This is a genomic window from Streptomyces sp. NPDC056224 (assembly GCF_042267665.1).
Taxonomy (GTDB): Bacteria; Actinomycetota; Actinomycetes; order Streptomycetales; family Streptomycetaceae; genus Streptomyces.
Map to the genome: position 1 here is coordinate 75059 of NZ_JBHJTK010000026.1, position 22273 is coordinate 97331.

Consider the following 22273-nt stretch of genomic DNA (forward strand, 5'->3'; position numbering starts at 1 on the left):
CCGACCGGTGCGGCCCGGGCCGTGTGCCCGGGGTCAGATGGTCAGGGGCGAATCGGAGGGCCGGCCGGGCAGTGCGGCCCGGAGCCGGGCCGCGGCGGCGCTCGGCAGACCGGTGCCGTCTCCGTACCGGCGCAGCAGGTAGTCCAGCCGCTCCCTCTCGTTCGCGGTGGTGACGAGCTCCGGCAGCAGCCGCCCCAGCGCCTGCTCGATGTCCGAAGGCACCGTGTGCCCGGCGGCGGCCGACCTGGCGGACGCCGTCTCGGCGGCGCGGACCCATCGGGTGAGCCCCTCCCGGGCGGCGTCGCGTGAGACGCGGTCCCCGAGCAGACCGCGCCACAGGGCGACGATGTGCCGCCGCGCGGGGGCCTCTTGGTCCGCCAGCCGCAACAACCGGGGCCAGGCCCCGTGGGATCCCGGCTCGTACCGGCGTCGCCGTGTGCCACGCAGGAATCCCGCGGCCGCCAGCTCGCGCAGCGGGCCGCGGCCGCCGTGCCACTCCACGAGCTGTTCGACCACCGCGGGGCCAGCCGGTCCCTGGAGCAGAGCGTCCACCGTCTGTTCGAGTGCCGTCTGAAGCGCGGCATCGGGCGCCGGGCCTGCCGCGGTCATCCGGCCGATGTCCCGCAGCGCCGTCGCCGCGGTGGCGCCGCCGAGCAGCGCGTACGTCCGTGCCGCCGTCCATCGGCGCCCCTGGTCGTGCTGTCGGCTCCAGCCGCTCAGCAACCGCCTGACCACCGTGTCCATGCCGTGTTCCGCCGCGGTGTACAGGGCCCAGGATGCAAGTTGGCGCTCCATCAGGCTCTTCGAGGAGGCCCAGCGGGTGAGGAACGCATCGAACCCGTACTCGAAGTCGGCGGCCGCCAGCACCCCGGCGGTCACCGCCCCGCGCAGCCGTACGAGCGACCGCCGGTCTGCCACCAGGACGTCCAGCCAGTCCAGCATCGGACTCCTGACAGCAGGATGGCTGGTCCACACGTGGCGCAGGACCGCACTCCAGAGGTGACCGTTCTCGAAGGCGACGACCGGCTCGGGAACCCGGCCCCACCGCGTGTCGGTCTCGTCGTCGTATTCGAGCGCCCCGGCCAGCGCCAGCCGGTCCCCTTTGCAGGTGCCGAAGACCGGGTGGCCCGCCGGACGGTCGGGTTCCTCGGCGCCGAGCAGCTGCCGGTAGAGGCCGTCTCCGAGGTCGGCGACCAGCGGGTACGGCGATCCGTCGAAGGCGGCGAGCGAAATCAGGAAGGCCTTGTCCCGCAGCTCGATCTCGCCGCCCGGTCCACCCCGGCCGAACCAGGAGTCGACCACCCGGTCGGCGGATGTACGGCCGTATCCGGCCAGCTCCTCGGTTCCGCACCTGCCGTTCACGTACTCGACGAGCAGCCGGGCGAACCCGGCCGCCTCGTGCGGTGCAGGACCGGCGCTCAAGAACCCTACGGTCACCTCCATCTCCAGGAGCCGCTGGATCTCGGCCGGCTCCGCCGACGGGGACCGGCCCGCGGATCCGATCATGTGCTCCAGGTGGGCGCGTACGACATCGGCGGGCCGCGGCGGCACCCAGTCGCGTCCCTCCACCCCGTCGAGGACGGCGCCCGGACTCGCGACGACGACGAAGAAGCCTCCTGAATCCGCCAGGCGTCGGCGAACGGCGTGCAGGTGGACGTCCCGTAGCGGGCCGTCCTCGACCGCGGGCGGATCCGTCACGAAATGCGCCCGGCCGGGCAGGACGTGATCTGCAAAATCTGCGGGCTCGGTGCCGGGATCCAGCGCGATCACGTCGCCGACACCCTTGGTGACCTGCGACAGCATCCGCAACGCGGCTGTCCTGCGTCCCGTGCCCCGGCGCCCCCGGAGGACGAGGACGCGGCTTTCGGCCAGCTCGGCGCACAGTTCGTCGTACCGTCGGCTGGGCGCGAACGTCTGGACCACCCGCTCCAGGTCCGCACCGGGCACGGGCCCGCTCGGACGCAGCCGTGCCGACGCCTCGCCGTGCAGGTGCACCCCGATGTGTTTGTCACCGGCGACGACATCGCCGGACACACGGGTGTCGCCCATGACGTTGGCCCGGCCGGCCCGCAGGTGCGGCGCAAGGGCGAATAGCTGTTCGACAGCCTCCCACGCCCCGGGCGCGGGCACCTCTTCCTGCTCCGGGGCCGGTTGCTCCGGGGCCGGTTGCTGCGCCGGGCCGTCAGTCTCCGGCTCGGAGCCGTTGTCCTCGTCGCGCCCCGCGCCGTCGCGAGCCGCCCCGCCCCTGTCTTCCTGGCTGCTCATCGGTCAGCGCCCCCCGAGTTGCGAAGCCGGTTCCGCTCGGACGGGTCGATGCCGACGTACTTGTCCCCGGCAATGGCGTCCCCGGCGATCCGGGTGGTCCCGAAGAAGAAGTTGCCGGTCTGCGCGTGAAGGACGGGACCGGAACCGGCCCCTGCCGTCGGGGTCTGCCCGCGGGCCGGAGCCGGCGCGGCGGGGGACGGCGCGGCGGCAGCCGGGTCGTGAGCAGGCGCCTGGGCCCGCCCGCCGTCCCGTGCGGCGGAATCGTGGAACCAGCCCGCCCGCTCGACACCGTCCTTGCCGGCCGCCGCCATCGGCTGAAAGTGCTCGGGGCGGATCCCGTGGTGGGCGTGACGCACCACCCCCTGATAGACGGCCTCCGACACGCACAGGACACTCGGCTCCTGCGTGGCCTTGAGCGCGTCCCTCAACTCCGGTGCGTCCAGCAGCCGGAAGGCGTGGATGAGATCGGAGCCGACCGCCCCGAACCCGTCCAGCGCCACTTCCCCGGTGTGGACGACGATCCGGAGCCGGACCTGGGCACCCTCTGCGGCAAGCCGGTTGTTGCTGACGAGCCGCGTAGGCGTCGTCGTCAGCAGCGCTCTGATCAGCGCCGGCTTGGGAACAGAGGGGTCGACGAGGACGAAGACCCCGTCGCCCCTGTCTTCGACGCGGTATTCGGTCGGCTCGACCGACGCGGCGGAGAGGGTCTCCCGCAGGACCGCGTACAACATGCGGCGGATGACAGCCTGTTCGCTGTCGAGCCGCCTCCCCGATCCCTCGATGTCCATGAGCAGAATCGTCTTCGTGCTGGGTTCCGCCATCGCACTTCTCCTCGTGTGTACGCTCGGCCGCGCGCGGGCCGGCGTCAGGTGGGCCGGTGGGCCGGCGTCAGGTGGGTGGGCCGGTGGCCGGTGGCCGGTGGGGCGGTGCCGGTGGGGCGGAGAGCCGGCCGGGCGGACCTGGCCTGCGCCGCCTCGTTCCCGCGTCCCACCATGCGGCAGGGCGGCTCGCGCCGGGAGGGCCGTTGCCACACGTCGAATGTGACGGATTACGCAGAGCCGCCGATGCGCCGCAGAACCGCCGGCCGCATGACGACCAGGGTCCGGTGGTGGGTGGCCACCACCCCGCGTGCACGCAGCTCGCCGAGGAGTTTGGTGACCGCCTCGCGCGATGAGCCCACCGATCCGGCGAGTTCCTGCTGCGTCAGCGGTACGCGCACCGCAATCCCCTCCGGCACCCGCTCACCGTGCCACTCCACGAGTTCCAGGAGAAGGCGGGCCAGCCTCTCCTTGACGCTGCAGGAAGCGAGTTCCAGCCTCTTTCGGTCACCCGCCCGCAGTCGGTCGCTGATCACGGCCATGAGCTGGCGCGCCGCCGCGGGATGGTCGTCCAGAAAGGCAGTGAATCGGTCGGCCGCCACGACCACTCCACTGACCGGCTCCAGTGCCGTCATCGATGCGGAGCGCGGCGTGCCGTTGAGAGCCGCGCTCTCCCCCACGATGTCCCCGGGCCCGCGCAGCGCGAGCAGCGCCTCGTGCCCGCTCGCGGAGTCGTCGGTGACCTTCAGCCAGCCGTCGAGGATCAGCAGGACGTGGGAAGAGGGCTCGCCCTTCCTGAGCACGACGGTCCGGGCCGGGTAGTTCAGCTCCACGCCCGCTGCCCGAAGTGCCGTACGGCTGCTCTCGGCCAGACGGGCCAGATAGGGAACCCGGATGTCGGCCAGAACCGGCTCGGCCACCCGGCCCGGCACCCCCCGGCCGCCTGAAGCCGCCCTGCCGGAAACGCTGTCCACAGTAGTGTCCTTCCCCGCACGAGGACGCACTCGGCGCCGACGCCCCGCCCGTGTACGGACGCCTGGGCGTTCCGGAAGGAATCCTCGGCCGTCTCCCCCTCGCGGCTCCTTCGTGCGTCTGACGATTCTGACGCAATCCGATGGGCGCAGGGGCTGTTTCACGACACGGCGGAGCAGCGTCCAAGGTCGCCGACGGGCACGCGAGGGGCACGCACGGAAAGTCGAAGATCGCTTTCTGCCGCCCCGGAAATAGCAAAAGCCCCAGGTCACGGCGAGTGAGTCCTGGGGCTTCCACAGAGCCGCCTTCGGGATTCGAACCCGAGACCTACGCATCACGAAGCCCCACAAGATCATCCCGAGTGCTGCCGGGCCGTGCCACCAAATCCTGTTTCCCCAGGTCAGGAAGGTACGGCCCAACCCCTGCATGCCGCACAGTCCACCCCGTGCCACCCCGTCCGCTCACGCAGCGCTCACGCAGACCGGGTATCTGGCCGACACAAACGGCGCGCTCCACACCAGCATCGTCGCGTACGTGGGCACCGACAGGAGCGAGGAAAACAACACGCTCGGGCAGGGCGCCGGTGCCATCCTGTACTGGTGGACGCACCCCTGCCCGACCAACTGGGCGCAGTAGAACGAGAGTCCTGTTCCGCAGCGCCAGCGGTGATCCGAAAGTTGAATCTCTCCCCGCCTCCTGCACACATCACGGGGCAGCAGGACGTGGCCTTTGTTCCGGTAACCCGTGCGCAATGGAAGTCAGTGTTGAGGGACGCCGACCTACCCGGGCTTCAGCGGGAGACCGACGAGACGGTCGCGGAGATTCTGCGGCTGCGGACCGCTTCCGGCCGGATCGTGGGGAAGGAGCTTCCGGAGCTGTTGCGGCGTCTCCGCGCGTCGGTGGTCGCCCTGGGCGCTGTCGCGGAAGAGGTCACCCGGTTCAGTCCGTCCCGCACCAGCGCGGCAGAGCAACGGTTAGCGACTGACCTGGCGAATGCGAATCGGGCCGAGGCGCGAGCGCTGTTCACGTGCCTGGAACAGGGATGGGCGGAGTTCGCTTGGTCTGAGGTACGGAGGCATGCTCTCGCGGCCCAAGCAACTGGACGAACTCTGGAGGCTGCCGCCAAGGCTGATCACGCCAGCCTTCCCGACGAGGACGTCTATCAGCGAACGCTCGGGATGCCGGCCGAGCAACTGCGTCCCGGGTCGGGTGTGGCGTCGCGGGCCCGCTTGCTGGCCGCTTGGGCGAAGGCTCCGAGGGCGCTCGATCGCCGGCTGCGACGGAGCATGAGGCATCTGGTCGATGCATCGCTACCGCTGACGGTGAAACTGCTCCATCACCTTGCCGCCCTCGCCCTGTCCGATCGCCCCTTGGTGGCGCATCGCGCCGCATTCTTGGCGCGTGATCTGGTGACATCCCATCTGAAGGCCGAACCGGAACTGACGTGTTCGGTGATTGCACGACACGTCGCTCGCGAGCCGGAGATGCTGTCCTCCCACCGCGGACAGATTGCCTACCGTGACGCCTACAACCGCGCGGCACACCAAGAGGAAAAGGCGCGTGCGGCCATGGACCTACACAGGGCTGTGCTGGAAGGTGATGTCAAGCGCACGGCTGCCGTGGTCATGGAACTGCTGGGCAGGGCGGTGCCGCAAGGCGCTTCGCTCTCGACCGTACGGGACCTGCTGGCGGCTGAAGACGGTGAACCGCTGTGCAAGTTCCTGGCTTCGACGATCCGCACTGAGTGGCGCAACGCGAACGCACACGAAGACTTCCGCTGGGACCCCGTCAACAGCACGCTCCTCCTAGGCGGACAACCCACGGATCTGGATCAGGTACTGGACGCAGCGAACCGAGCTCGTGCCATCTGCCACGGGTTCGAGCACGGAGTTGCCTTGGCCTACGCGCAGAATGCAGCGCTGATCACCTGGGGCGCGGAAGACCCGAACTACGTCAGCCGAGACCTCTCCGTACTTCAGGCAGTTGGAGAAGCCAGATACCCGGTGCTGGACATCCGACGCCACGGCAGCCTCGTACGGTTGGACGTGCCTGACATCTCCGTTGAGACGCTGAGCGCGGCGTGCCGGGCGCTTCTCAGGGCCGCCTTGACGGACCCCAGCGTCGAGCGCTGGGAACTACGTCAGACTTCTCTTGGCCGGCCGCCTCTGTGCGTGGACCGTAGGGGAACACATGCCGGGCTCCAAGTCGCGGCACCCCTCTGGGAGCTCTCCGACCCCCTCCCCTTCGCCGTTCTCCCTCTCCTGGCGAATGCCATGACCAATGCCGGAGAACCTGCCGAGACGGCTGCTTCATCGGTTCTCTGCTTGGCCGCTGCCCATGTGGTCGGAGAACGAGACCGCCTATTGCCCGCCCTTGCACAGGGTGATGCGGCCGCCAAGGACGAGTTGATCAGCACCACGAAGCTGATCAGCGGCGGCGCCAAGGCGGCAGCTCACGTGCTCGAGGGCCAAGCCCGGCGCAAGTTGCTGGCCTTCGCTGAAGTTCTTGCCGGCGACTGCCACCGGCTGCAGAGCGCTCGCGCCTTCGAGCTCGTCCACGAGTTCGTGCCGGCGGATCGGGTCCTACGGAGGCATGCGCCAGCTCGCTTGCCGTGGCTCACAGCACTCGATGACTCCGTCCCTCCGCCCCCTCGCGGCGCCCACCCCTAGAGTGTGGGCAGCTGGGGACGAGGGAGCCAACAACGTGGAACCAGAGGCAGGAGCGGCAGCCACGCAGTTCCAGAAGGCCCTCGCAGCCCTCTAGGCTTTGAGGGTGGCCATGGCCTGCTCGACGAGTGCGCGGATTTTGGCGTGGGACCGGTTTACGGCTTTCTGACCGGCGGAAAGGATTTCCCAGCGACCCCAGTAGGGGGTGCGGACCGTGCCGTCGGCGCCCCGATACGCCTTGTCCACCCAACACTGGACGCCGGTCTCGGCGAGGGCATCGACGATGCCGTGTTCGCGAGCCGCACGGACATCGTGGACGGCGCCGGGTAGGGCCGGTGAGGCCCACAGCAGTCGGCCGAAGGGATCCGTGAGGACTTGCACGTTCATGCCGTGCTTCTTGTGTTTCCCAGAGCAGAAAGGCCGGTCTGCGGCAATGCGATCGATCGGCAGGAGGGTGCCGTCGAGGATCACGAACGCCTTCGTCGACGCGGTCCGTATCGCGTCGGTCAGGGTGGGCGCGAGGTCGGCCAGGAGTTCGACAGCCTGGGTGACGTACCGGTAGGCGGTCGTGATCCCGACGCTCAGGTGGGCGAGCGTGAGCAGGGCCTGGCGGCCAGCGCTCAGACGCCGCCAGCGCGAGCCGATCGCGTGACGGTGCTGCCGCAGACGGGTAGACAGCAGGCGCAGGGCAGAACTGGACACGTCGGCACCCGACGGGTAGACAAGCATGCGAAGCCTCTGATGGAGACGGTTCTCTTGGTCGAAAACCCATCTACCAGGGGCTTTACCACGTTGTCAGCCTAACCGCCCTGCCTTGAGGAAGGTTGGAGGGTACTCACGTGCTTCCCCGCCCTCCCGGTCAACATCCGTTCGCTCCCGGTAAAGGTCTACAGACCCGTGAATGCTTCAGACCCGCACGTCAATGCATTCGCCGAGATCTTCGGCGATCCGCCAGCCGACTTCGCCGTACCTGTCGACTGGGCGGCAGTCGAGTCCTGGTTGGGGACGAGCCTTCCCGCCGACTACAAGGCCATCGCTGCCGCGTACGGCCCACTCGACATTGGCGCCCGGCTCTGGCTTCACGTGCCCTGCGTCAACCGCGGTTGGTTCGACTACGGAGCCTGGGTCCAGCAGACTCGGCGTAACGCCCCCGGCGTCCTTCCCTTCGGCGCCACCCGTACCGCCGACACCCTCTGTTGGGACACCACAGCATCCGACGACCCCGATCAGTGGCCGGTCGTCATGCACTGTCAGGACGACGAGAACGCGGGCCGCGACCCCTGGCGGCGCTTCGCGACCCCGCTCGTGCCGACGCTGGCCCAGCTCGTGGCCGACGGCATGCACCCGGTGGCCGCCCGAAGTGGCATGCAAACCGACCTGGAGGACACCCCGTGGACACCGCCGCCCCGGCGACCGGAACCAACCGCTCAGCAGCGGGCGGCGCTCACCACAGGCAGCGGGCTGGAAACTCTGATCACGCTCGTCCCGCCGCCGGAGATACCCGTGCTCGGTAAGCACAACTGGGACTGGCTGTACAAACGGCTGGGCACTCGTCTGCCCGGCGAGTACGTACGACTGATGGAGCGGTACGGGGCCGGCTCCTGGTGCGGCTGGCTGCGCTTCAACATCCCCTTCGACGACGACCAGTACGCGCTCGCACCGTGGGCCGAGTGGTACACGGAGACCTACCAGGGGCAGCGAGCCGAGTTCCCTGAGTATCACCCGCTGGCCGTCTATCCCGAGCCCGGGGGATTCCTGCCCTTCGCCGACTCCATCGACGGCGACCAACTGTGCTGGCTGACCGAAGGTGCCACGCCGGACGACTGGCCATTGATCGTTGTACCGCGCCATGCCGACCAAGGTCCATCGCTCCAAACTGACCTCACCAAAACCCTGCTGGAGTGGCTGCGCGGTCGGTTCGCGACCGAGGGCCTACCCCCGCTCGGACGCCGCGACGAGGACCCCCTCGACTACATCGAATTCGAGCCCTACGACCCAGAACCAGCCGCTACTGACCAATAACTCACCGCCTCATCGGTCCGGTTCGAGGTAGGTAGCCGACTCATCAGCACAACCCACCCTGTCGCTGTCGCTCCACGGCAGGCTTCTTCGATCTCGGTGCGCGGCCAGTCGTGGAACCGGAGGCAATCTGCTTCGCCGACAAGGCGTACCAAGGTACCGGTAGGCGGTGAACGTCCCCCATGGGAAGATCCGGGCCCTGGGCGAGCAGGCCACGGCCACGCTGAAGGGCTGGCGGCTGCGAAACCTGCGGTATTCCATCATCGCATCGCCCCCTGGTTCAGGCCGTCCCTACTTGCATCTGGCCAAGTCAGACCGAGGACGAAAAACGCTCAGTGGATGCGTTGCAGTGGTCGTCGTCCGGTCCGGAAGGCGGGCCTGCCGCGTGTGAGCCGTCGCAGTATGACGTCGGTCATGGCCCAGCGGATCACGGTTTCGGAGTGGGCCGGGCTGCGTTCGTAGTCGCAGGCCAGGCGCCGGCGCATAGTGATCCAGCTGAACGTACGCTCTACCGCCCACCGCTTGGGCTGGACCTGGAAGCCGCGGATTTCGGTGCTCACAGAGCGGCTGCTCGGGGACCGTCGATGGCCGGAACGCCTACCGCCAATACGGAACAAACTCACCGCCTACCGCGGAGCATTACGTTCCGGAGCATCGCCAACGGCGTTACGGCCTCGGGCCTCATCCACAGCGTTGCTTCACCTCCTGGTGGCGAAGCAACGCACCCTCGCCGCAGGTCTCCCGCAATCCAAATTTCACCTACCGACCTCATGCTTGAATGCCAGGACCATCCAGATACGAAGAACTTGACATCCATTCCAGCTTCTGCGCCACTCACAGTGACGACCGGTCGCCCGATTCCATAGAATTCAGGCGACATATTCAGCACCATCGAATACGACTGCCATGGATAGCGAGAGAGCCTAAATTTAATTAGCGTGGCAGTAATTAATTCCTGAACGCAGAGATAGAACAGTGCTAGGGAAATGCCAACATATGCCACCAATGCGCCAGAGGTGGCCGATAGGTTCAGCGCGTACTTCAGTATTGGCGCAGAAGATAGTGAAGTAGTTGTCGCGATGAGCGCCAACACGCAGCGCCGATGACGCCGCCGGTAGGCACCTCGTGTGACGGGTACCTGAAACGCAGCTCTCGGGGGACCATCAGATTCCATGTCCGCCACCTATTTCTTAAAGGATCTTCATTCCAAAATTGGGCGCCCCTCTGCCCGCCGCAGTGATTCATTTTCGGATGAGGACATCACGCTCCATCCCTCAGCTCCCTGTCGTCCTTCTTCAACGCCGTGTTTTCCGCCATTAGACGTGTGATGACCGCAACCTTGTCCGCCGGCGTGCTCTTCGCGTCCCGCTTCGCCCGCGAGACCCGGCTCGCCATGGTCATCTCGTTGATCCCCGGATCCTTCGCGACCTCGGCGCTCGGCTTCCCGGTCTCGCTCACGATCCGCACCGCCCCCTCGCGAAACTCCGCATCGAAATTCCGGCGCTTCTGTGCCATGACCCTCAACTACCGCCTGGTCACGGACTCCACGCTACGAGGCGAAGGTCAGCGCGCAGGAACATCACGAAGTGCTGGCAGTTGCGGCGTCAGAGTAAGCAGTTGACGGCGACTGGGGCACGCCCAGAATGCTGTACTGCACGACATCGGACGGCATGTCGGGTACTCCTGCGGCTTCGCGCGTCAAACGTGTCAGGACGGAGCGTAGTTCGTCTGACGGTTCTTTGAGCAGGATCGAACTGATCACCAGCTCTAGTACCAGGCAGTCGTATTCGTCGGTCTGGGGCAGGTAGCGTGATCCATCGCTCTCTATCAGGGCATGGGTTATTTTCCACTGGCCGCCTTCGGTCGGGCCGAAGAACGCATTGTAGATTCCGTAACCGGTCTGGCTCCGGTGGAGATGCAGAACGTCTCCCTCGACGTATGCGTTCCATTTCTCTCCGCTGCCCTTAGAGACGTGCCCAGCTCTAATGCGCGCCCACTCATCGCCGGACCAGATCCGACCCGGGACCACCAGCATCGGCCGGGGCGCTGACAGTGGATACAGGCCACTGAAAAATGAGGACCGAGTCGCACATTCATCGTTTATCATGCGATCACTCTAGGAGACCGCCGCAGCCACCCTCAAGAGAGATAGGGCTTCAGACACGGCAGCTGTTCCGGTCATGCGGCTGCGGTGACCTCGTTCCAGCGGCGGTGACAGGCGGCGGCCTGGAACTGGTGGCGCTTTGGCCTCAGACGGCCATGCCCGACGCCGCCGCCCACCCCGGCTCGGCTTCCCCGAACAGATCCTGGCCACCGTGCTACACGTGCGGGCCGCCCTGGCCGCAGAACCCCTCGCGGCCCTCCAGGCCAGGGTCCTCTCCCAGACCGGCGAACCCAACAACGAGATCAAGACTACGTGTTAATGATCTGCAAGCCCTTAGGAGGAGACCCTGACTGGTGCCAGTACGTACGCGTCCGGTCGGTGCCATAGCCTCAGCAATCAGTTCATGGCGACTGACCGCTAAAGGGTCGCTCCCGATTGCTCCACCATCCCCTCCGGCCACCGTTCGAGGATGCCTGCTCAGCATCGTTCGCATTACCTGGGAGACCTCGTGTTCACACCTGGCACACCACAGCCTGACAGTGCAGAATCTTCCGAATCGGCCTGGCTCCAAGTATTTCGTGAGGTTCTTGACTCCGCCGACATCGATGAGGACACCAATTTCTTCCAGGCGGGCGGCCATTCGCTGCTGGTCCCGAGGCTGTTGTTGCGCTACGAGTCGCTTTCGGGTTGGCGGCCGCCAGTGAGTCTCCTGTTCAAGTTCTCGTCCCCGCGCGAACTCGAGGTGGAGTCGGCCCTGCTCTACGAGCGGATCGCAGAGCAGGGCGGCCGGTAGCGCGATTCCGGCGCATCGGCGGTCAGGGCTATGCCGGGTCCTCGATTTTTTGGGGGGGGTGCAGCTCCGCCCGACGGCCAGGGCTCCGGCAAAGTCGTCAGTTGAGGCCGAGGGTGGTCAACGGACGCGTGGTAACTGGCTGATCCGCCGCTGCTCGCGCCAGCCCCGCAGCACACGGCCCATCTCGGACGTGTTCTTGCGCGCCCGCAGTCGTCATGGGGAGACCTTAACCCGGCATCGGTGGCACGCTGGAGGCATGCCTACAGAAACGCTCTCCCAGAAGGAGATCGAGGACCGCCTCGCCGAGCTCCCCGGCTGGTCCCTCGACGGCGACCGAATCACCCGCACCTACCGCCTCGGCGACCACTTCGCCGCGACCGCGCTCGTCGTCCACATCGCCCAGATCCAGCAGGAGCTGGACCACCACTCCGAGGTGGCCCTGGGCTACAACACGGTGTCGCTGGCCGTGAACACGCACGAAGCGGGCGGCGCCGTCACCGCGAAGGACTTCCAACTCGCCGAGCGGGTGGAGCAGTTGTCCGAGTCCCACGCGGCGGTCTGACCGCGTGCTCGACTACGACCAGGAAGCCACGCAGTGCGACGCGACCCGCAGCGGCGAACCCCGCGCCCTGGCCGCCGCCGACACGATCCTCGGCCTGGACCTTCTCCTATGTACAGGTTAGGCGTTGGCCTTCTCGTATGGCGAGCGGACATCGGCAGGAACCCGACCGCGGTCGTTGACGTTGCAGCCGTGACGGTGCCCGCGCGCATCTCGACGGCGAGTAGGTCAACATGACATCTCCAGGCCGCCTCAGCACCCTGGAGATATGGCAGCCCCGATAGTCGTGCACCGGCCCTCCCCCAGCGGCGGCCGGCGAGTCACTGCTCACGGCCAGATCCTCGGCTTGGCCCACAACGACAGAGACCTCATTGAGTTCCTACGTCGCGCCGGCCTGGAGGGGACCGGGGACTTCGATCGGGCCTACACCGCATTGGCTGTGTCAGTGATAACTGACTCCAGCGGGAGGTCACCTCTGACTCCGTTCAGGGGCCTCAAGGGCGCGATCTGAATGTGAGAAGTGACGCCACTTATCTGGTCGGCGAGGTGACCTGAACGAGTTGGCTAGACCCATCCCTCGTCGAGGTAGATCGTCCAGGTATCGGGGGCGGCCGCGCCGCTGAACTGCACGAGGTTGTGGTCGTAACCGCGGTCGGCGTAGAGGACGTCGGGGCACTGACAGGGGCGTCCGCGCTTGCCGCGAATGGGCGGTACGGCGTGGATCAGGGGCAGGAGCTGGGTGACGTCGTTGCGGTTGCCACCGGTCACGGTGGCGGCCAGGGGTATGCCGAGGACGTCCGCCCTTCAGAGCCCGCAGGTGGGAGCCGTCGACGGAGGCGCGGGACAGGTCCAAGGCGTGCCAGCTCGGTCACTGCCATATGTCAGGGGCGACGCAGGACGACCTGGCTTAGACTCAGTGGCCCGTCGATAAGTTAAGTGGTGGATGTTGCACCGTATCGCTGCACGTCGGAGCAGTACGCCATTAGTTTCTCGACGGGCCAAGGAACCCGACCCCCTGACGAATTGTCTGCTTTGCATCGGGCGCCTGCAGCCACTCCGTCGTGCTCACAGCGCCGACCGGACGAGCTTGGCTACCGCAGGATGACGAAAGAGCGGGCGAACGAAAGGGCGCCGCGGCCCTGGTGCCTTACTTAGGTTGCATCTGCATTCGTCACTTAGTGGTGTAAGGGAAGCGCCCTTGCTCCCGGCATGTAGCCAACCCGTTCGCATTTGCTGCTTCAGTGCACGAACTGTCTCCACTTTGACGAAGGAAGCTGGCTGAGTCATGAGCGCCGTGTCCATCCATATGGTTCTGTATGACCTTGCTCAGGCGGATCCTGCGCGTCCCGCACTGATCAACGGCGATGAGGTCGTCAGCCGGGGTCAGCTCGATGCTTGGTCAGACGCCATCGCCGAGTGGCTGGCAGCGGAGGGGGTCCGAGCTGGCAGCATCGTCCCCCTTCAGATGGAGACATCAACTGCACTAATCGCCGCAGCCCTCGGTGTGCTGAAGCTCGGCGCCGCTTACGCGGTCATGGATCTGGAGTGGAACGCGCGGCGTCTGCGGCGGATCGACGAGATTCTTGGCGGCGCCCTCGCGGTCGCCGCGCCGGGCCGGTCCAGCGGCTGCTTCCGGCGTGAGATCGAGTTGCCCGGCTTCGACAAGCCTTCTGAGAACTCTGCGGACCACGTCTGGAAAACGGTCTCCGTTGCAGGCACCGATGTCGCAACGGTCTTCTTCACTTCGGGCAGCACCGGCGAGCCGAAGGCGGTGCTCTCGACGCACGAGGCAACCCTCCGCATGTTCACCGGGGAGGGCATCGCCTCCATCGACGGCGAGACCGTGCTGGCGCACCTGGGCTCCTCGAACTGGGACGCGCTTCCGTTCGAGGTGTGGGGCCCGCTCCTGCGCGGAGGCGCCTCCTTGCTCCGGAAGCATCGGGCACTCACGCCCGACGAGCTGCGTCACGAGATCGCAGACCACGGCCTGAACACCCTCTTCGTCACCTCTTCGCTGTTCAACGTTCTGGTCGACGAGGACGTGTCCGCGTTCGAAGGACTGCGCGTCGCCATGGCCGGCGGCGAAGCTCTCTCCCCCGCGCATGTTGGGCGCTTCCTGGCCGCGCACCCGGACATCCCCTTCATCAACGGCTACGGCCCCGCCGAGTCGACGTGCATCGCTTTGATGCACCGAGTAACGCTCGACGACACCCGCGGCGCCATCCCGCTGGGCCAGCCCATACCCCGCACCGGCGTGCACGTGTTGGACGGCGAGCGGGAGTGCGGCCCGGACGAGATCGGGGAGCTGTGCATCTCAGGCGACGGAGTGTCTCCTGGATATCTTGGTGACGAGGCTTTGACCGCGGCCAAGTTCGTCGAGGTGTTCATCGGAGGCCGACGTCTGCGGGTGTACCGCACCGGGGACTACGGCAGCAGGACCGCCAGTGGTTTGTTCACGTACGCGGGGCGACGCGACCGCGAGCTGAAGATCCGTGGACACCGGATCGACGCGGGCCAGATCGAGCGAACAGCAGCCGCTTTCGACGGAGTCGCACAGTGCGCCGTGGTCCCGATGCTCGGCCTCTCCGGCCGGCCGGAGTCACTCGCCCTCGCTGTGGTCTCGGCCAGGGACCACTTCGACGAGGAGGGCCTGAGGACTGCGTTGGCGGCGGGCCTGCCTCCGGGGTGGGCTCCGGATACGGTCGTCCGGGTGGCGGCACTGCCGCTCACCCGCAACGCGAAGCTCGACATGGTCGCGCTGCACTCCGCCGTCGTAGAGCTGACCATGGCTCGCGCAGAGGCCAACTCCAGCGATCCGATCGAAGCCGCGTTCAGCCGGGCTCTCGGTGGCACAAAGGTGGATCCCGACGCCTCGCTGTTCGACCTGGGCGGCACATCGCTGGGCGCGGTTCGTCTGTGCACGGCCCTGAGCAGGGTGACCGGTCTCAGCATTCCGGTATCGGTCGTGCGCAGCCACCCGTCGGTCAACGAGATGCGGGACTGGATCGCCAAGCAGTCCGTAGCGAGGCCGGACGGTGCGAACGGGACAGACGCAGCGCACAGCGCGGACGCGGCCGCGCCGTCACCGCTGACTGGGATGCAGGCCGGATTCCTCTTGCCGCACTTCGACGGCAACGACACGCACAATCACCTCTACTTGGCCTGGCGCATCGAGGGCGCGCTCGACACCGACCGTTTCGTTGAGGCGCTGCAAGACGTCCACCGCCGCCACCTGTACCTCCAGGGCCGTTACGCCTTCGAGGACCTGGCCATGTGGAATCGCTCCGACCGCCCGGCCACGGTCGAGCACCTCAGGGCCCCGGACGAGGAGACGGCCCTACCGCAGTTGAAGGCAGTACTCGACAGGACCTTCTCCTTGTTCGAAGGAGAAGTCTGGCGCGCGGTGCTCTGCGAGCTCGAGGAGCCCGAGCGATGGATCTTCGGCATGTCCGTTCACCACATCGCGTTCGACGGATGGTCCAAGCGGATCTTCGCGGAGGATCTGGCCGAGGCGTACCGCGCGCGGTGTGAGGGGCGCGAGCCACGGTTCGCGCATCTGGTCGCCGCACCGTCGGAGATATACGCGGAGATGGAGCGGATCCGGGGCTTGGCGGACCTCGCGGCGCAACGGGACTACTGGGCGAAGGAACTGGCTGAGCTTCCGGTCGACCCTGCACCGTGGGTCACGCCCGCGCTGTGCACGGAAGCCGGCGTGACGAAGATCGACGTGCCCCTGACGCCGGAGCAGGTGGACTTCCTGGGTCGGTACTCCATCGGTGGCGGCCTCCTCCCGCTGTTCATCGACGCGCTTGGCGGCACGCTGTCTGAGGTCACCGGTGCCGAGGATGTCGCGATCGGCATTCCGATCAACCAGCGTTCCACCCCGGTTCTGCAGGACACCATCGCCTGCCTGATCGACATGATGTGCGTCAGAGTGCGGAAGACCACAGCTCACGATGCCGCAGCCCAGGCCGAGAGCGCAGTTCTCGATGGCCTGCGCAACAGCGACTTGTCCATCGCCGAGGTGGCCCGGATCGCCGGGCAAGCAGGGCAGCAGTTGTATCAAGTCATCGGCGCGGTGCAGGACTCGCCCAGCGCTGAGCTCCAGCTCGACGGCTGTGCGGTGCACGGGATCGAGCAGCCGTACATCCGCCTCCAGGCTCCCCTGCTCGTCGAACTGCTCGCGGACGACGGCATCGCGTCGACGGTGCGGGTCACCTACGAAACCGCGCTGGTGACCGAGAGCATGGCCCGGAACGTCAGCGCGCGTATGGTCGCCCGGCTCACGGAAGAGAGTGGCAGCCAAAGCGGAAGCGGAGGGTCAGGTGGCGTATGAGCAGGGGCAGCTGACGGAGCGCTTCGCCGGGACGGTGGGCCTCGCAGTAAACGAGGAGTGAGGCCCCGCGCATGCCCAATGTCTGCACCTGCCCGGACGGCGTCGCACTCACATCAGGATCCACGACGCCGACCTACGCCGAACTCTCCGCGCAAGCACCTGACCTTGCCGAGGAGTTTCGCGACGCGGGAGCTGGACTCTTACTTCCCCGACATCAGCAAGCGGGCATCGAAGACCTCTTCGATGACGACAATCAAAGGAGCCGCCAAGTATGAAGACCGAATACCAGAACGTCTCGGACCGCACAGCCGCACTCACGGAGATCTGGCGCGAAGTCCTTGGGGAGGAGGACCTCGACGAGACCTCGGACCTCCTCGACAGCGGCGGTACGTCCCTGCATCTCCTTCAGATCGTCGGCAAGATCTACGACGTCCTCGGTGTGGACGTCCGGCTGCGCGACGTCTTCGCGCACGCCTCGCCGCAGAGTCTGGCGGCATTCATCGACAGCTCCCAGGCTTAGCCTGGTGTTTCACCTCGGCTGTCACCCGACCTGCTGATCTGCGGTCTCCCCGGAACAGCCGGGGCGGCAGTTCTCCACGCTTCGAGTTGTTGAGTGACGAAGTGCGAGAGGGGCTGACAGTGCGCTATCAGCGCCGCAGTCCGCTGCTGCAGCACCTGGTGCAGATGGCCGGGGTCCTGCTCGCCGGCCGCGGCGGCGCCCGGCCCCTGCAGATCCTGAAAGTGCCCTGTCGCGGACGAGCGTGCTGTCCCATTCGATGCACTCGCCGCCTCCGGCGGCAGCGACCCTGCGGGTGCTGGGCGTAAACGACTTCGCGCTGCACGCGGACGTCTACGGCACCTTTCTGGAGGAGGCTGGCACCGGCTGCCTCCGTGCCCCAGGACCCGAGCCTCGGCCCCCATCATCAGCCGCCGCTACCGCTCGTCCAGATGCGGGAACAACACCACGAACTTCAGGACGAGTTGATTTCGGGTCTCATCAGATATGCGCCTACCGCGTGAACGAGCCCGTCCACGGGAAGCAACACTTGATTCCCTGCGAGCCCTTGACGCCCACTCGCAACGCCGGAGACCTGTCCCATGTCAGGAGACGCGCACCAACCTCTCCGTTACCGTACGCGTATGCCTCGATGCACCTCAGACATACCGCCTCCTCGCAGCTCGTTCGCTCGCCTGCTCCGGCGAATAGCCCCGCCGTCGCCGACTGCGGGGCGAGTCAGTGCTCAGGGCCTGCTCTACGGGCTTGGCACCGGCAGCTACCTCACCACCAACGCAGTCTTTTTCACCAAAATTGTAGGCCTCTCCGCTGCCGCTGTCGGCCTGGGCCTGACGATTGCCGGAATCGGCGCTTTCCTCGCTGCTGTGCCGTTGGGCCGGGCCGCTGACCGGGTCGGCCCGAAGACCGTGTGGGCTCTGGCGTCTCTCACGGAGGCGGCCTGCTACCTGGCCTACCCGGCGGCTCGCGGGTTCACCGGCTTTCTGGTGATCGTCATAGCCCTCGGGCTGAGCAACGCCGCCGGTTCTGCAGGTTATGGCGCGTATGTGCTCAACCTCTACACCGACAAGGAGCGTATCGCGGGGCTCGCTTACAACCGAAGTGCAGTGAACGCCGGGTTCACCATCGGCGCGGGACTTGGCGGCCTGGCCCTAGCAACGGGAAGCGAGACGGCCATCCGGATGCTTCCCTTGTTCGTCGGAGTAGTGATGCTGATTAATTCAGCGGTGATCTTCCGACTGCCCAAGGCGGTTAGCCCCGTCCAGGATCCTACCCAGTCGGAAGGGCGCGAGCATCGGAAGTGGGGTGGCGCGCTGACCAATCGTCCGTTTTTCGCCCTCTCCGTCCTGGGCGGTGTGCTGTCTACGAACCAAGTGATCCTCTTCGTCGTCATTCCGCTCTGGCTGGTGGAGGACACCAACGCGCCTCGGGTGCTCCTAGCAGGACTGCTCGCGACCAACACCCTCATGACGGTAGCTCTGCAGACCATGACTGCCCGCGGCACCGACACACTGTCGGGGGCGATTCGGGCGACATACCGGAGCGCCGCTTGCTTTGTCGCCTCCTGCGTGATCGTCGTGTTCACTGATGGCAGCGTCGAGTGGCTGACCATCGCTCTGGTTTGGTTGGCGCACATCGTATTGACCGGTGCCGAGCTCTTCCAGGCTGCGGCGGGCTGGGGATTCACGGCGCTCTTGTCCGATCCCGCTCGGCGCGGCGAATACCAGGGCGTAAACCAAGTCGGCCATACGATCGGTACCGTGTGGGCGCCAGCCGCTTACACCTATCTTGCTATGAACTGGCACATGTCGGGCTGGCTCACCATCGCCGCCATCGTCGGCCTTGCAGCCGTCGCCACCCCGTCCGTGGCACGCGCCGCCGAACGCTCGCTTGGCAAGGCGGTTGCCAGGACCGAATCCAGCAATGTCCGCCCTGTTGAGCATGCCTAGATTGAGTTGGGTGTGACTCCTCTGGAGGGACGGGCGCACCCATAGGTGTGGCTGTCCCAGGCGGAGAATCCGGCGCACTCCACGGGGGCGTCGTCCTGGTCGAGGCCCGGGGCAGGCCCTCAGTTGTGAGGGCGCCGGGTTGTCGGTGCATCCGCCCTCAGCAAGTCGGCCGAGGTAGTCCCCGTCCATGGAGTTGGCGAAAGGGAGGAAGCCGCCCGGCTCGGGCTACACGGCCAGGGGGTACTGGTCCGGGTGGGGGCCCTGAGGTGTGCCGGTAGCCGTCCAGGACCTCCTCGATGGTGACGAGGAAACGCTGCTCTCGGTCGGAGGTGCGGAGCGGTGTGAGGAAGCGCAGCCAGTCACTCCAAATGGCCTCCCTGCAGCGGTCGATGAGCGTGACGTAGTCCTGCGGTACTGCGGTCTCCAGTCCGCGAAGAGCGGCTGCCACCTGCCGCCAGCAGTTCCAGGCGCCGGTCGTTGAGCCGGTCGACGTCCTAGGTGGACTCCGAGATGAAGAACTGCAGCCGCTGTACCGCCGCACCGCCCGCGCCGTCGCCCGGTCCTGCCCCGGCCAGACACGTAATCGTCTTGTTCCAGTCCTATGGCGCGAGCAGCCCGGCAAGGCACTCGCGCGAGACCCCCGCCGCTGGGCCAGAGTGGCGAACACATCGTCAAACCGGGCCGCGTACCGCCCCCACGGACCCGGCGCGGGCGGACACGGAACTCGGGAGGTCATCTACAGCCCCCAGCAAGGTAGTTGGACTCCCGCTGCCGGCCTACGGCGAGTCCATCGCATCGTCAACCTTCGCTACCGCCGGGTTTTGCGAACTACCGGCACCCGCGGCGATCCGGCATCCGAACGCGAAAGCGATTGACAAATCTCGCCGCATGCAGCCAATACTCACGTTGCCAAAATCCCGCCCCGGACACGCTCCGGGGAGATTGAGTTACGCTGGCGAGATCCACAGGAATTCTCTCGGCAGGTAGAGGACGTAGTGAAATTCGCAATTATTGGCGGTGGCGCCACGGGCGTGAGCCTGGCAGACGCCCTGGCCCGCCGGGGTTTGACGCACGAGCTCGACCTGGTCATATATGAACCGGGGAAAGAAATAGGCCAGGGGAACGCCTACCGCCCCGACCTGAGCTCGTCCCTGCTGAATGGGGAGATTGAGTTCATGTCGATCCGACGAAACGAACCCAGACATTTTCAGGAATGGCTGAGTCGGCATCATGACCCACAGGCGCGCAAACACGCCCGCTCCGGCTCCTTCGCCCCACGCCATCTTTTCGGCGACTACGTTTCCGATTCATTCGGGCACCTCGAAGAAGCCTGGCATGCCAACGGCCGGCCCATTGAGGTGATCACCCAGAGCGCCGTTCATATGTCGCTGGCCACCGACGGCGCACGCGTACGGCTGACCGCGGCCGACGGCAGCGTGCGGGAATACGATGGTGCGGCTCTGTGCGTGGGCACCACCGCACCGGCGGACTTCTACGGCCTGGCGGGTCACCTGCGCTACACCCATGATCCTTATCCGCTGCGGATCACCGTCGAGACGATCGACCCCAACGAGCATGTCACGGTGCTCGGGACGGGCCTGACCGCGGTGGACATCGTGCTGGCCTTGCTCCACCGGGGCCATCGTGGGCCCATCACTATGGTGTCGCGGCGCGGCCTGCTGCCCGGCGTTCGCCAGCGCTACCGCGATCTCACCGCGTCCGTCCTCACCGACGCTGCCGTCCTCGAGGCCGCCGCCGCACCGGAAGGGCTGTCGCTCGCCGCGGTGCTGCGCCTGATGTGCGCCGAGCTGGAGGCGCACGGCATCGCCCCCGAAATCCTCAGCCAGGAAGCCGACCCGGCCGAGGCTCCGGCCGACCGCCTCGCCCGGCATCTGGACCTGGCCGAACGCGAAGAACTGTGGCATCCCCTGCTCATCAACGCCGCGAACGATCTGATCGAACTCGTGTGGTCGCGCTGGTCGGACACGGAGCGCCACAGGTACCTTCGTGAATACCACCATGTGTTCCAGAGCCTTGTGCACCCGATGCCGATGCCCACCGCCGGCCGGCTGCTCTCGGCCATCGAGGCCGGTCAGCTGCGGGTGACCGGCGGCGTGGAGGACGTGACGGCGACCACTGACGGCTTCACCGTCACCTGCCGGGACACGAGCTTCACAACGGACGCGATCATCAACTCGGCCAAGAGCGAGAAGGCTGCCCCGCCCACCGCGGCATCCGCACTGTGCGCCTCGGTGGTCGGGGCAGGCCTGGGAAAGTACGACCCGTTCGGCGGCCTCACCATCGACACCGCCGACAACCGGCTGATCCCGGCGGATTCGTCCCAGCCCGCCCCGGTGTTCGCCTTGGGGCAGCTCGCAGCTGGTTGTCTGTACTACACCAGCTCGCTCGGCATGATCACTCGCCGGGTCGAAATGGTCGCCGATCACGTCGCGGCCACCGTCCTCTCCCACACCAGGAAGCAAGAAGCATGAACCGCCCCGTCATCGTCGTCGACCCCACGTCCACCGGGACCAGCCTCAGGGCACGCCGGGGAACAATATGCGGGCACGCGGCGCGCTGACCTGGGCGTTCAAGTTCCAAAACCCACAAGTTTTTCCCTGCACGCCCTCAGCACCGCATGCGAGGGGTACGACGCCCATGTCATCCACTGCTGGCAGAGCGGTCTGATCCAGTGCCTGGATCTGGGTCTCCTCGTCCACGCAGACCACGACCGCCTTCTCCGGCGGAGCCGGGCACAGGCCGACGATGTCGCGGATCTTCGACTCCAGCTCGGGGTCGGTGGAGAACTTGAAGGTCTGCACCCGGTGCGGCTGGGTGCAGACCTTCGCCACACCTTGAACAGCCGAGAAGGACAGCCCCAGTTCCCGGCCAAGCAGTCGCGACGGCCAGTGCGTCACCCCCAGGCGAGCGGCCACCTCACCCACCGTCCTGGCTGGCCCGTACGCGGCAGGTCTCCGAGCGACCCGATGCCCGATGTCCCATATCGCTCACGCCACTTGAGCACGGTCGGACGCGAAATCCCCAGCTGGGCGGCGATGTCCGTGTCGGACACGCCGTCCGGCTGCCAGCAACGGGGTCCGCGCCCGCTGCACCGGCCCGCGCCGAGGGCATCCGCGTCAGCCCCTCCAGCCGGAACCCTCCCGAAATCTCAAACGCGCTCTCAAAGAGCGTTTTGTCCCAACAGGGGTGTTTGGCAGCCGTTTGGTTAGCGGAGTGAGCTGGGAGTGCTGAGGGCTGGGTCTATATCCGTGACGTGA

At 66.8% G+C, this 22273-nt stretch carries 15 protein-coding genes and 5 pseudogenes; 10 read left to right on the top strand and 10 right to left on the bottom strand.

Translation table 11 applies throughout. From position 1 onward, the window contains the following. Positions 1 to 33 precede the first annotated feature (33 nt). The 3 genes from ACFCZ1_RS26075 to ACFCZ1_RS26085 all read right to left on the bottom strand — a co-directional run bounded on the left by ACFCZ1_RS26075 (position 34) and on the right by ACFCZ1_RS26085 (position 4003). Positions 34 to 2265, bottom strand: a complete 2232-nt coding sequence (locus ACFCZ1_RS26075; RefSeq protein ID WP_376680686.1) for a hypothetical protein — start codon at positions 2263 to 2265, stop codon at positions 34 to 36. Continuing rightward, positions 2262 to 3086 carry a hypothetical protein gene (locus ACFCZ1_RS26080; protein ID WP_376680687.1) on the bottom strand — a complete coding sequence of 275 codons (825 nt, stop codon included), beginning with the start codon at positions 3084 to 3086 and terminating at the stop codon, positions 2262 to 2264. The genes ACFCZ1_RS26075 and ACFCZ1_RS26080 overlap by 4 nt, the downstream gene beginning before the upstream one ends. 227 nt (positions 3087 to 3313) lie before the next feature. Further along, positions 3314 to 4003 carry a Crp/Fnr family transcriptional regulator gene (locus tag ACFCZ1_RS26085; RefSeq protein ID WP_376680688.1) on the bottom strand — a complete coding sequence of 230 codons (690 nt, stop codon included), beginning with the start codon at positions 4001 to 4003 and terminating at the stop codon, positions 3314 to 3316. Positions 4004 to 4819: 816 nt separating this feature from the next. Here ACFCZ1_RS26085 and ACFCZ1_RS26090 point away from each other — a divergent pair. Beyond that, on the top strand, positions 4820 to 6724 hold the full coding sequence (locus tag ACFCZ1_RS26090) for a hypothetical protein (RefSeq protein WP_376680689.1): 1905 nt from the start codon (positions 4820 to 4822) through the stop codon (positions 6722 to 6724). A 93-nt stretch (positions 6725 to 6817) separates the two neighbouring features. Here ACFCZ1_RS26090 and ACFCZ1_RS26095 read toward each other — a convergent pair. Continuing rightward, a pseudogene (locus ACFCZ1_RS26095) lies at positions 6818 to 7450 on the bottom strand (transposase family protein); the annotation flags it as partial. 168 nt (positions 7451 to 7618) lie between these two features. On the opposite strand from ACFCZ1_RS26095, the gene ACFCZ1_RS26100 reads away from it, so the two are divergent. After that, positions 7619 to 8743, top strand: a complete 1125-nt coding sequence (locus tag ACFCZ1_RS26100) for an SMI1/KNR4 family protein (RefSeq protein ID WP_376680690.1) — start codon at positions 7619 to 7621, stop codon at positions 8741 to 8743. 329 nt (positions 8744 to 9072) lie between these two features. Here ACFCZ1_RS26100 and ACFCZ1_RS26105 read toward each other — a convergent pair. The 3 genes and pseudogenes from ACFCZ1_RS26105 to ACFCZ1_RS26115 all read right to left on the bottom strand — a co-directional run. Then, positions 9073 to 9285 (bottom strand): annotated as a pseudogene (locus tag ACFCZ1_RS26105) (transposase); the annotation flags it as partial. A gap of 715 nt (positions 9286 to 10000) precedes the next feature. After that, positions 10001 to 10255 carry a transposase gene (locus ACFCZ1_RS26110; protein ID WP_376680691.1) on the bottom strand — a complete coding sequence of 85 codons (255 nt, stop codon included), beginning with the start codon at positions 10253 to 10255 and terminating at the stop codon, positions 10001 to 10003. Positions 10256 to 10319: 64 nt separating this feature from the next. Further along, the gene (locus tag ACFCZ1_RS26115) at positions 10320 to 10847 is read right to left on the bottom strand and encodes a hypothetical protein (RefSeq protein ID WP_376680692.1); all 528 of its coding nucleotides are present in this window, start codon (positions 10845 to 10847) and stop codon (positions 10320 to 10322) included. 136 nt (positions 10848 to 10983) lie between these two features. Here ACFCZ1_RS26115 and ACFCZ1_RS26120 point away from each other — a divergent pair. From ACFCZ1_RS26120 to ACFCZ1_RS26135, 4 genes and pseudogenes are all read left to right on the top strand, one after another. Continuing rightward, positions 10984 to 11163 (top strand): annotated as a pseudogene (locus ACFCZ1_RS26120) (ISAzo13 family transposase); the annotation flags it as partial. Positions 11164 to 11313: 150 nt separating this feature from the next. Beyond that, on the top strand, positions 11314 to 11637 hold the full coding sequence (locus tag ACFCZ1_RS26125) for an acyl carrier protein (protein WP_376680693.1): 324 nt from the start codon (positions 11314 to 11316) through the stop codon (positions 11635 to 11637). Between the two features lie 256 nt (positions 11638 to 11893). After that, positions 11894 to 12199: a 4a-hydroxytetrahydrobiopterin dehydratase gene (locus ACFCZ1_RS26130; RefSeq protein WP_376680694.1), complete on the top strand. Its 306-nt coding sequence runs from the start codon at positions 11894 to 11896 to the stop codon at positions 12197 to 12199. Positions 12200 to 12464: 265 nt separating this feature from the next. After that, positions 12465 to 12707: a hypothetical protein gene (locus ACFCZ1_RS26135; RefSeq protein WP_376680695.1), complete on the top strand. Its 243-nt coding sequence runs from the start codon at positions 12465 to 12467 to the stop codon at positions 12705 to 12707. 128 nt (positions 12708 to 12835) lie between these two features. Here ACFCZ1_RS26135 and ACFCZ1_RS26140 read toward each other — a convergent pair. After that, positions 12836 to 12985 (bottom strand): annotated as a pseudogene (locus tag ACFCZ1_RS26140) (transposase); the annotation flags it as partial. 496 nt (positions 12986 to 13481) lie between these two features. Here ACFCZ1_RS26140 and ACFCZ1_RS26145 point away from each other — a divergent pair. The 4 genes from ACFCZ1_RS26145 (at position 13482) to ACFCZ1_RS26160 (ending at position 21487) form a co-directional block, all read left to right on the top strand. Beyond that, positions 13482 to 16532 carry an AMP-binding protein gene (locus ACFCZ1_RS26145; RefSeq protein ID WP_376680696.1) on the top strand — a complete coding sequence of 1017 codons (3051 nt, stop codon included), beginning with the start codon at positions 13482 to 13484 and terminating at the stop codon, positions 16530 to 16532. A gap of 271 nt (positions 16533 to 16803) precedes the next feature. Beyond that, on the top strand, positions 16804 to 17052 hold the full coding sequence (locus tag ACFCZ1_RS26150; RefSeq protein WP_376680697.1) for an acyl carrier protein: 249 nt from the start codon (positions 16804 to 16806) through the stop codon (positions 17050 to 17052). A 620-nt stretch (positions 17053 to 17672) separates the two neighbouring features. Next, the gene (locus ACFCZ1_RS26155; protein ID WP_376680698.1) at positions 17673 to 18995 is read left to right on the top strand and encodes an MFS transporter; all 1323 of its coding nucleotides are present in this window, start codon (positions 17673 to 17675) and stop codon (positions 18993 to 18995) included. 995 nt (positions 18996 to 19990) lie between these two features. Then, positions 19991 to 21487, top strand: coding sequence for an FAD/NAD(P)-binding protein (locus tag ACFCZ1_RS26160; RefSeq protein ID WP_376680699.1), 1497 nt, complete (start codon positions 19991 to 19993; stop codon positions 21485 to 21487). A 45-nt stretch (positions 21488 to 21532) separates the two neighbouring features. Here the strand turns inward: ACFCZ1_RS26160 and ACFCZ1_RS26165 are convergent, their stop codons facing one another. Both ACFCZ1_RS26165 and ACFCZ1_RS26170 read right to left on the bottom strand, forming a co-directional pair. Beyond that, positions 21533 to 21931, bottom strand: a complete 399-nt coding sequence (locus ACFCZ1_RS26165; protein ID WP_376680700.1) for a hypothetical protein — start codon at positions 21929 to 21931, stop codon at positions 21533 to 21535. After that, positions 21910 to 22074, bottom strand: a pseudogene (locus ACFCZ1_RS26170) (helix-turn-helix domain-containing protein); the annotation flags it as partial. The gene ACFCZ1_RS26165 and the pseudogene ACFCZ1_RS26170, both read right to left, overlap by 22 nt. Between the last annotated feature and the right edge of the window lie 199 nt (positions 22075 to 22273).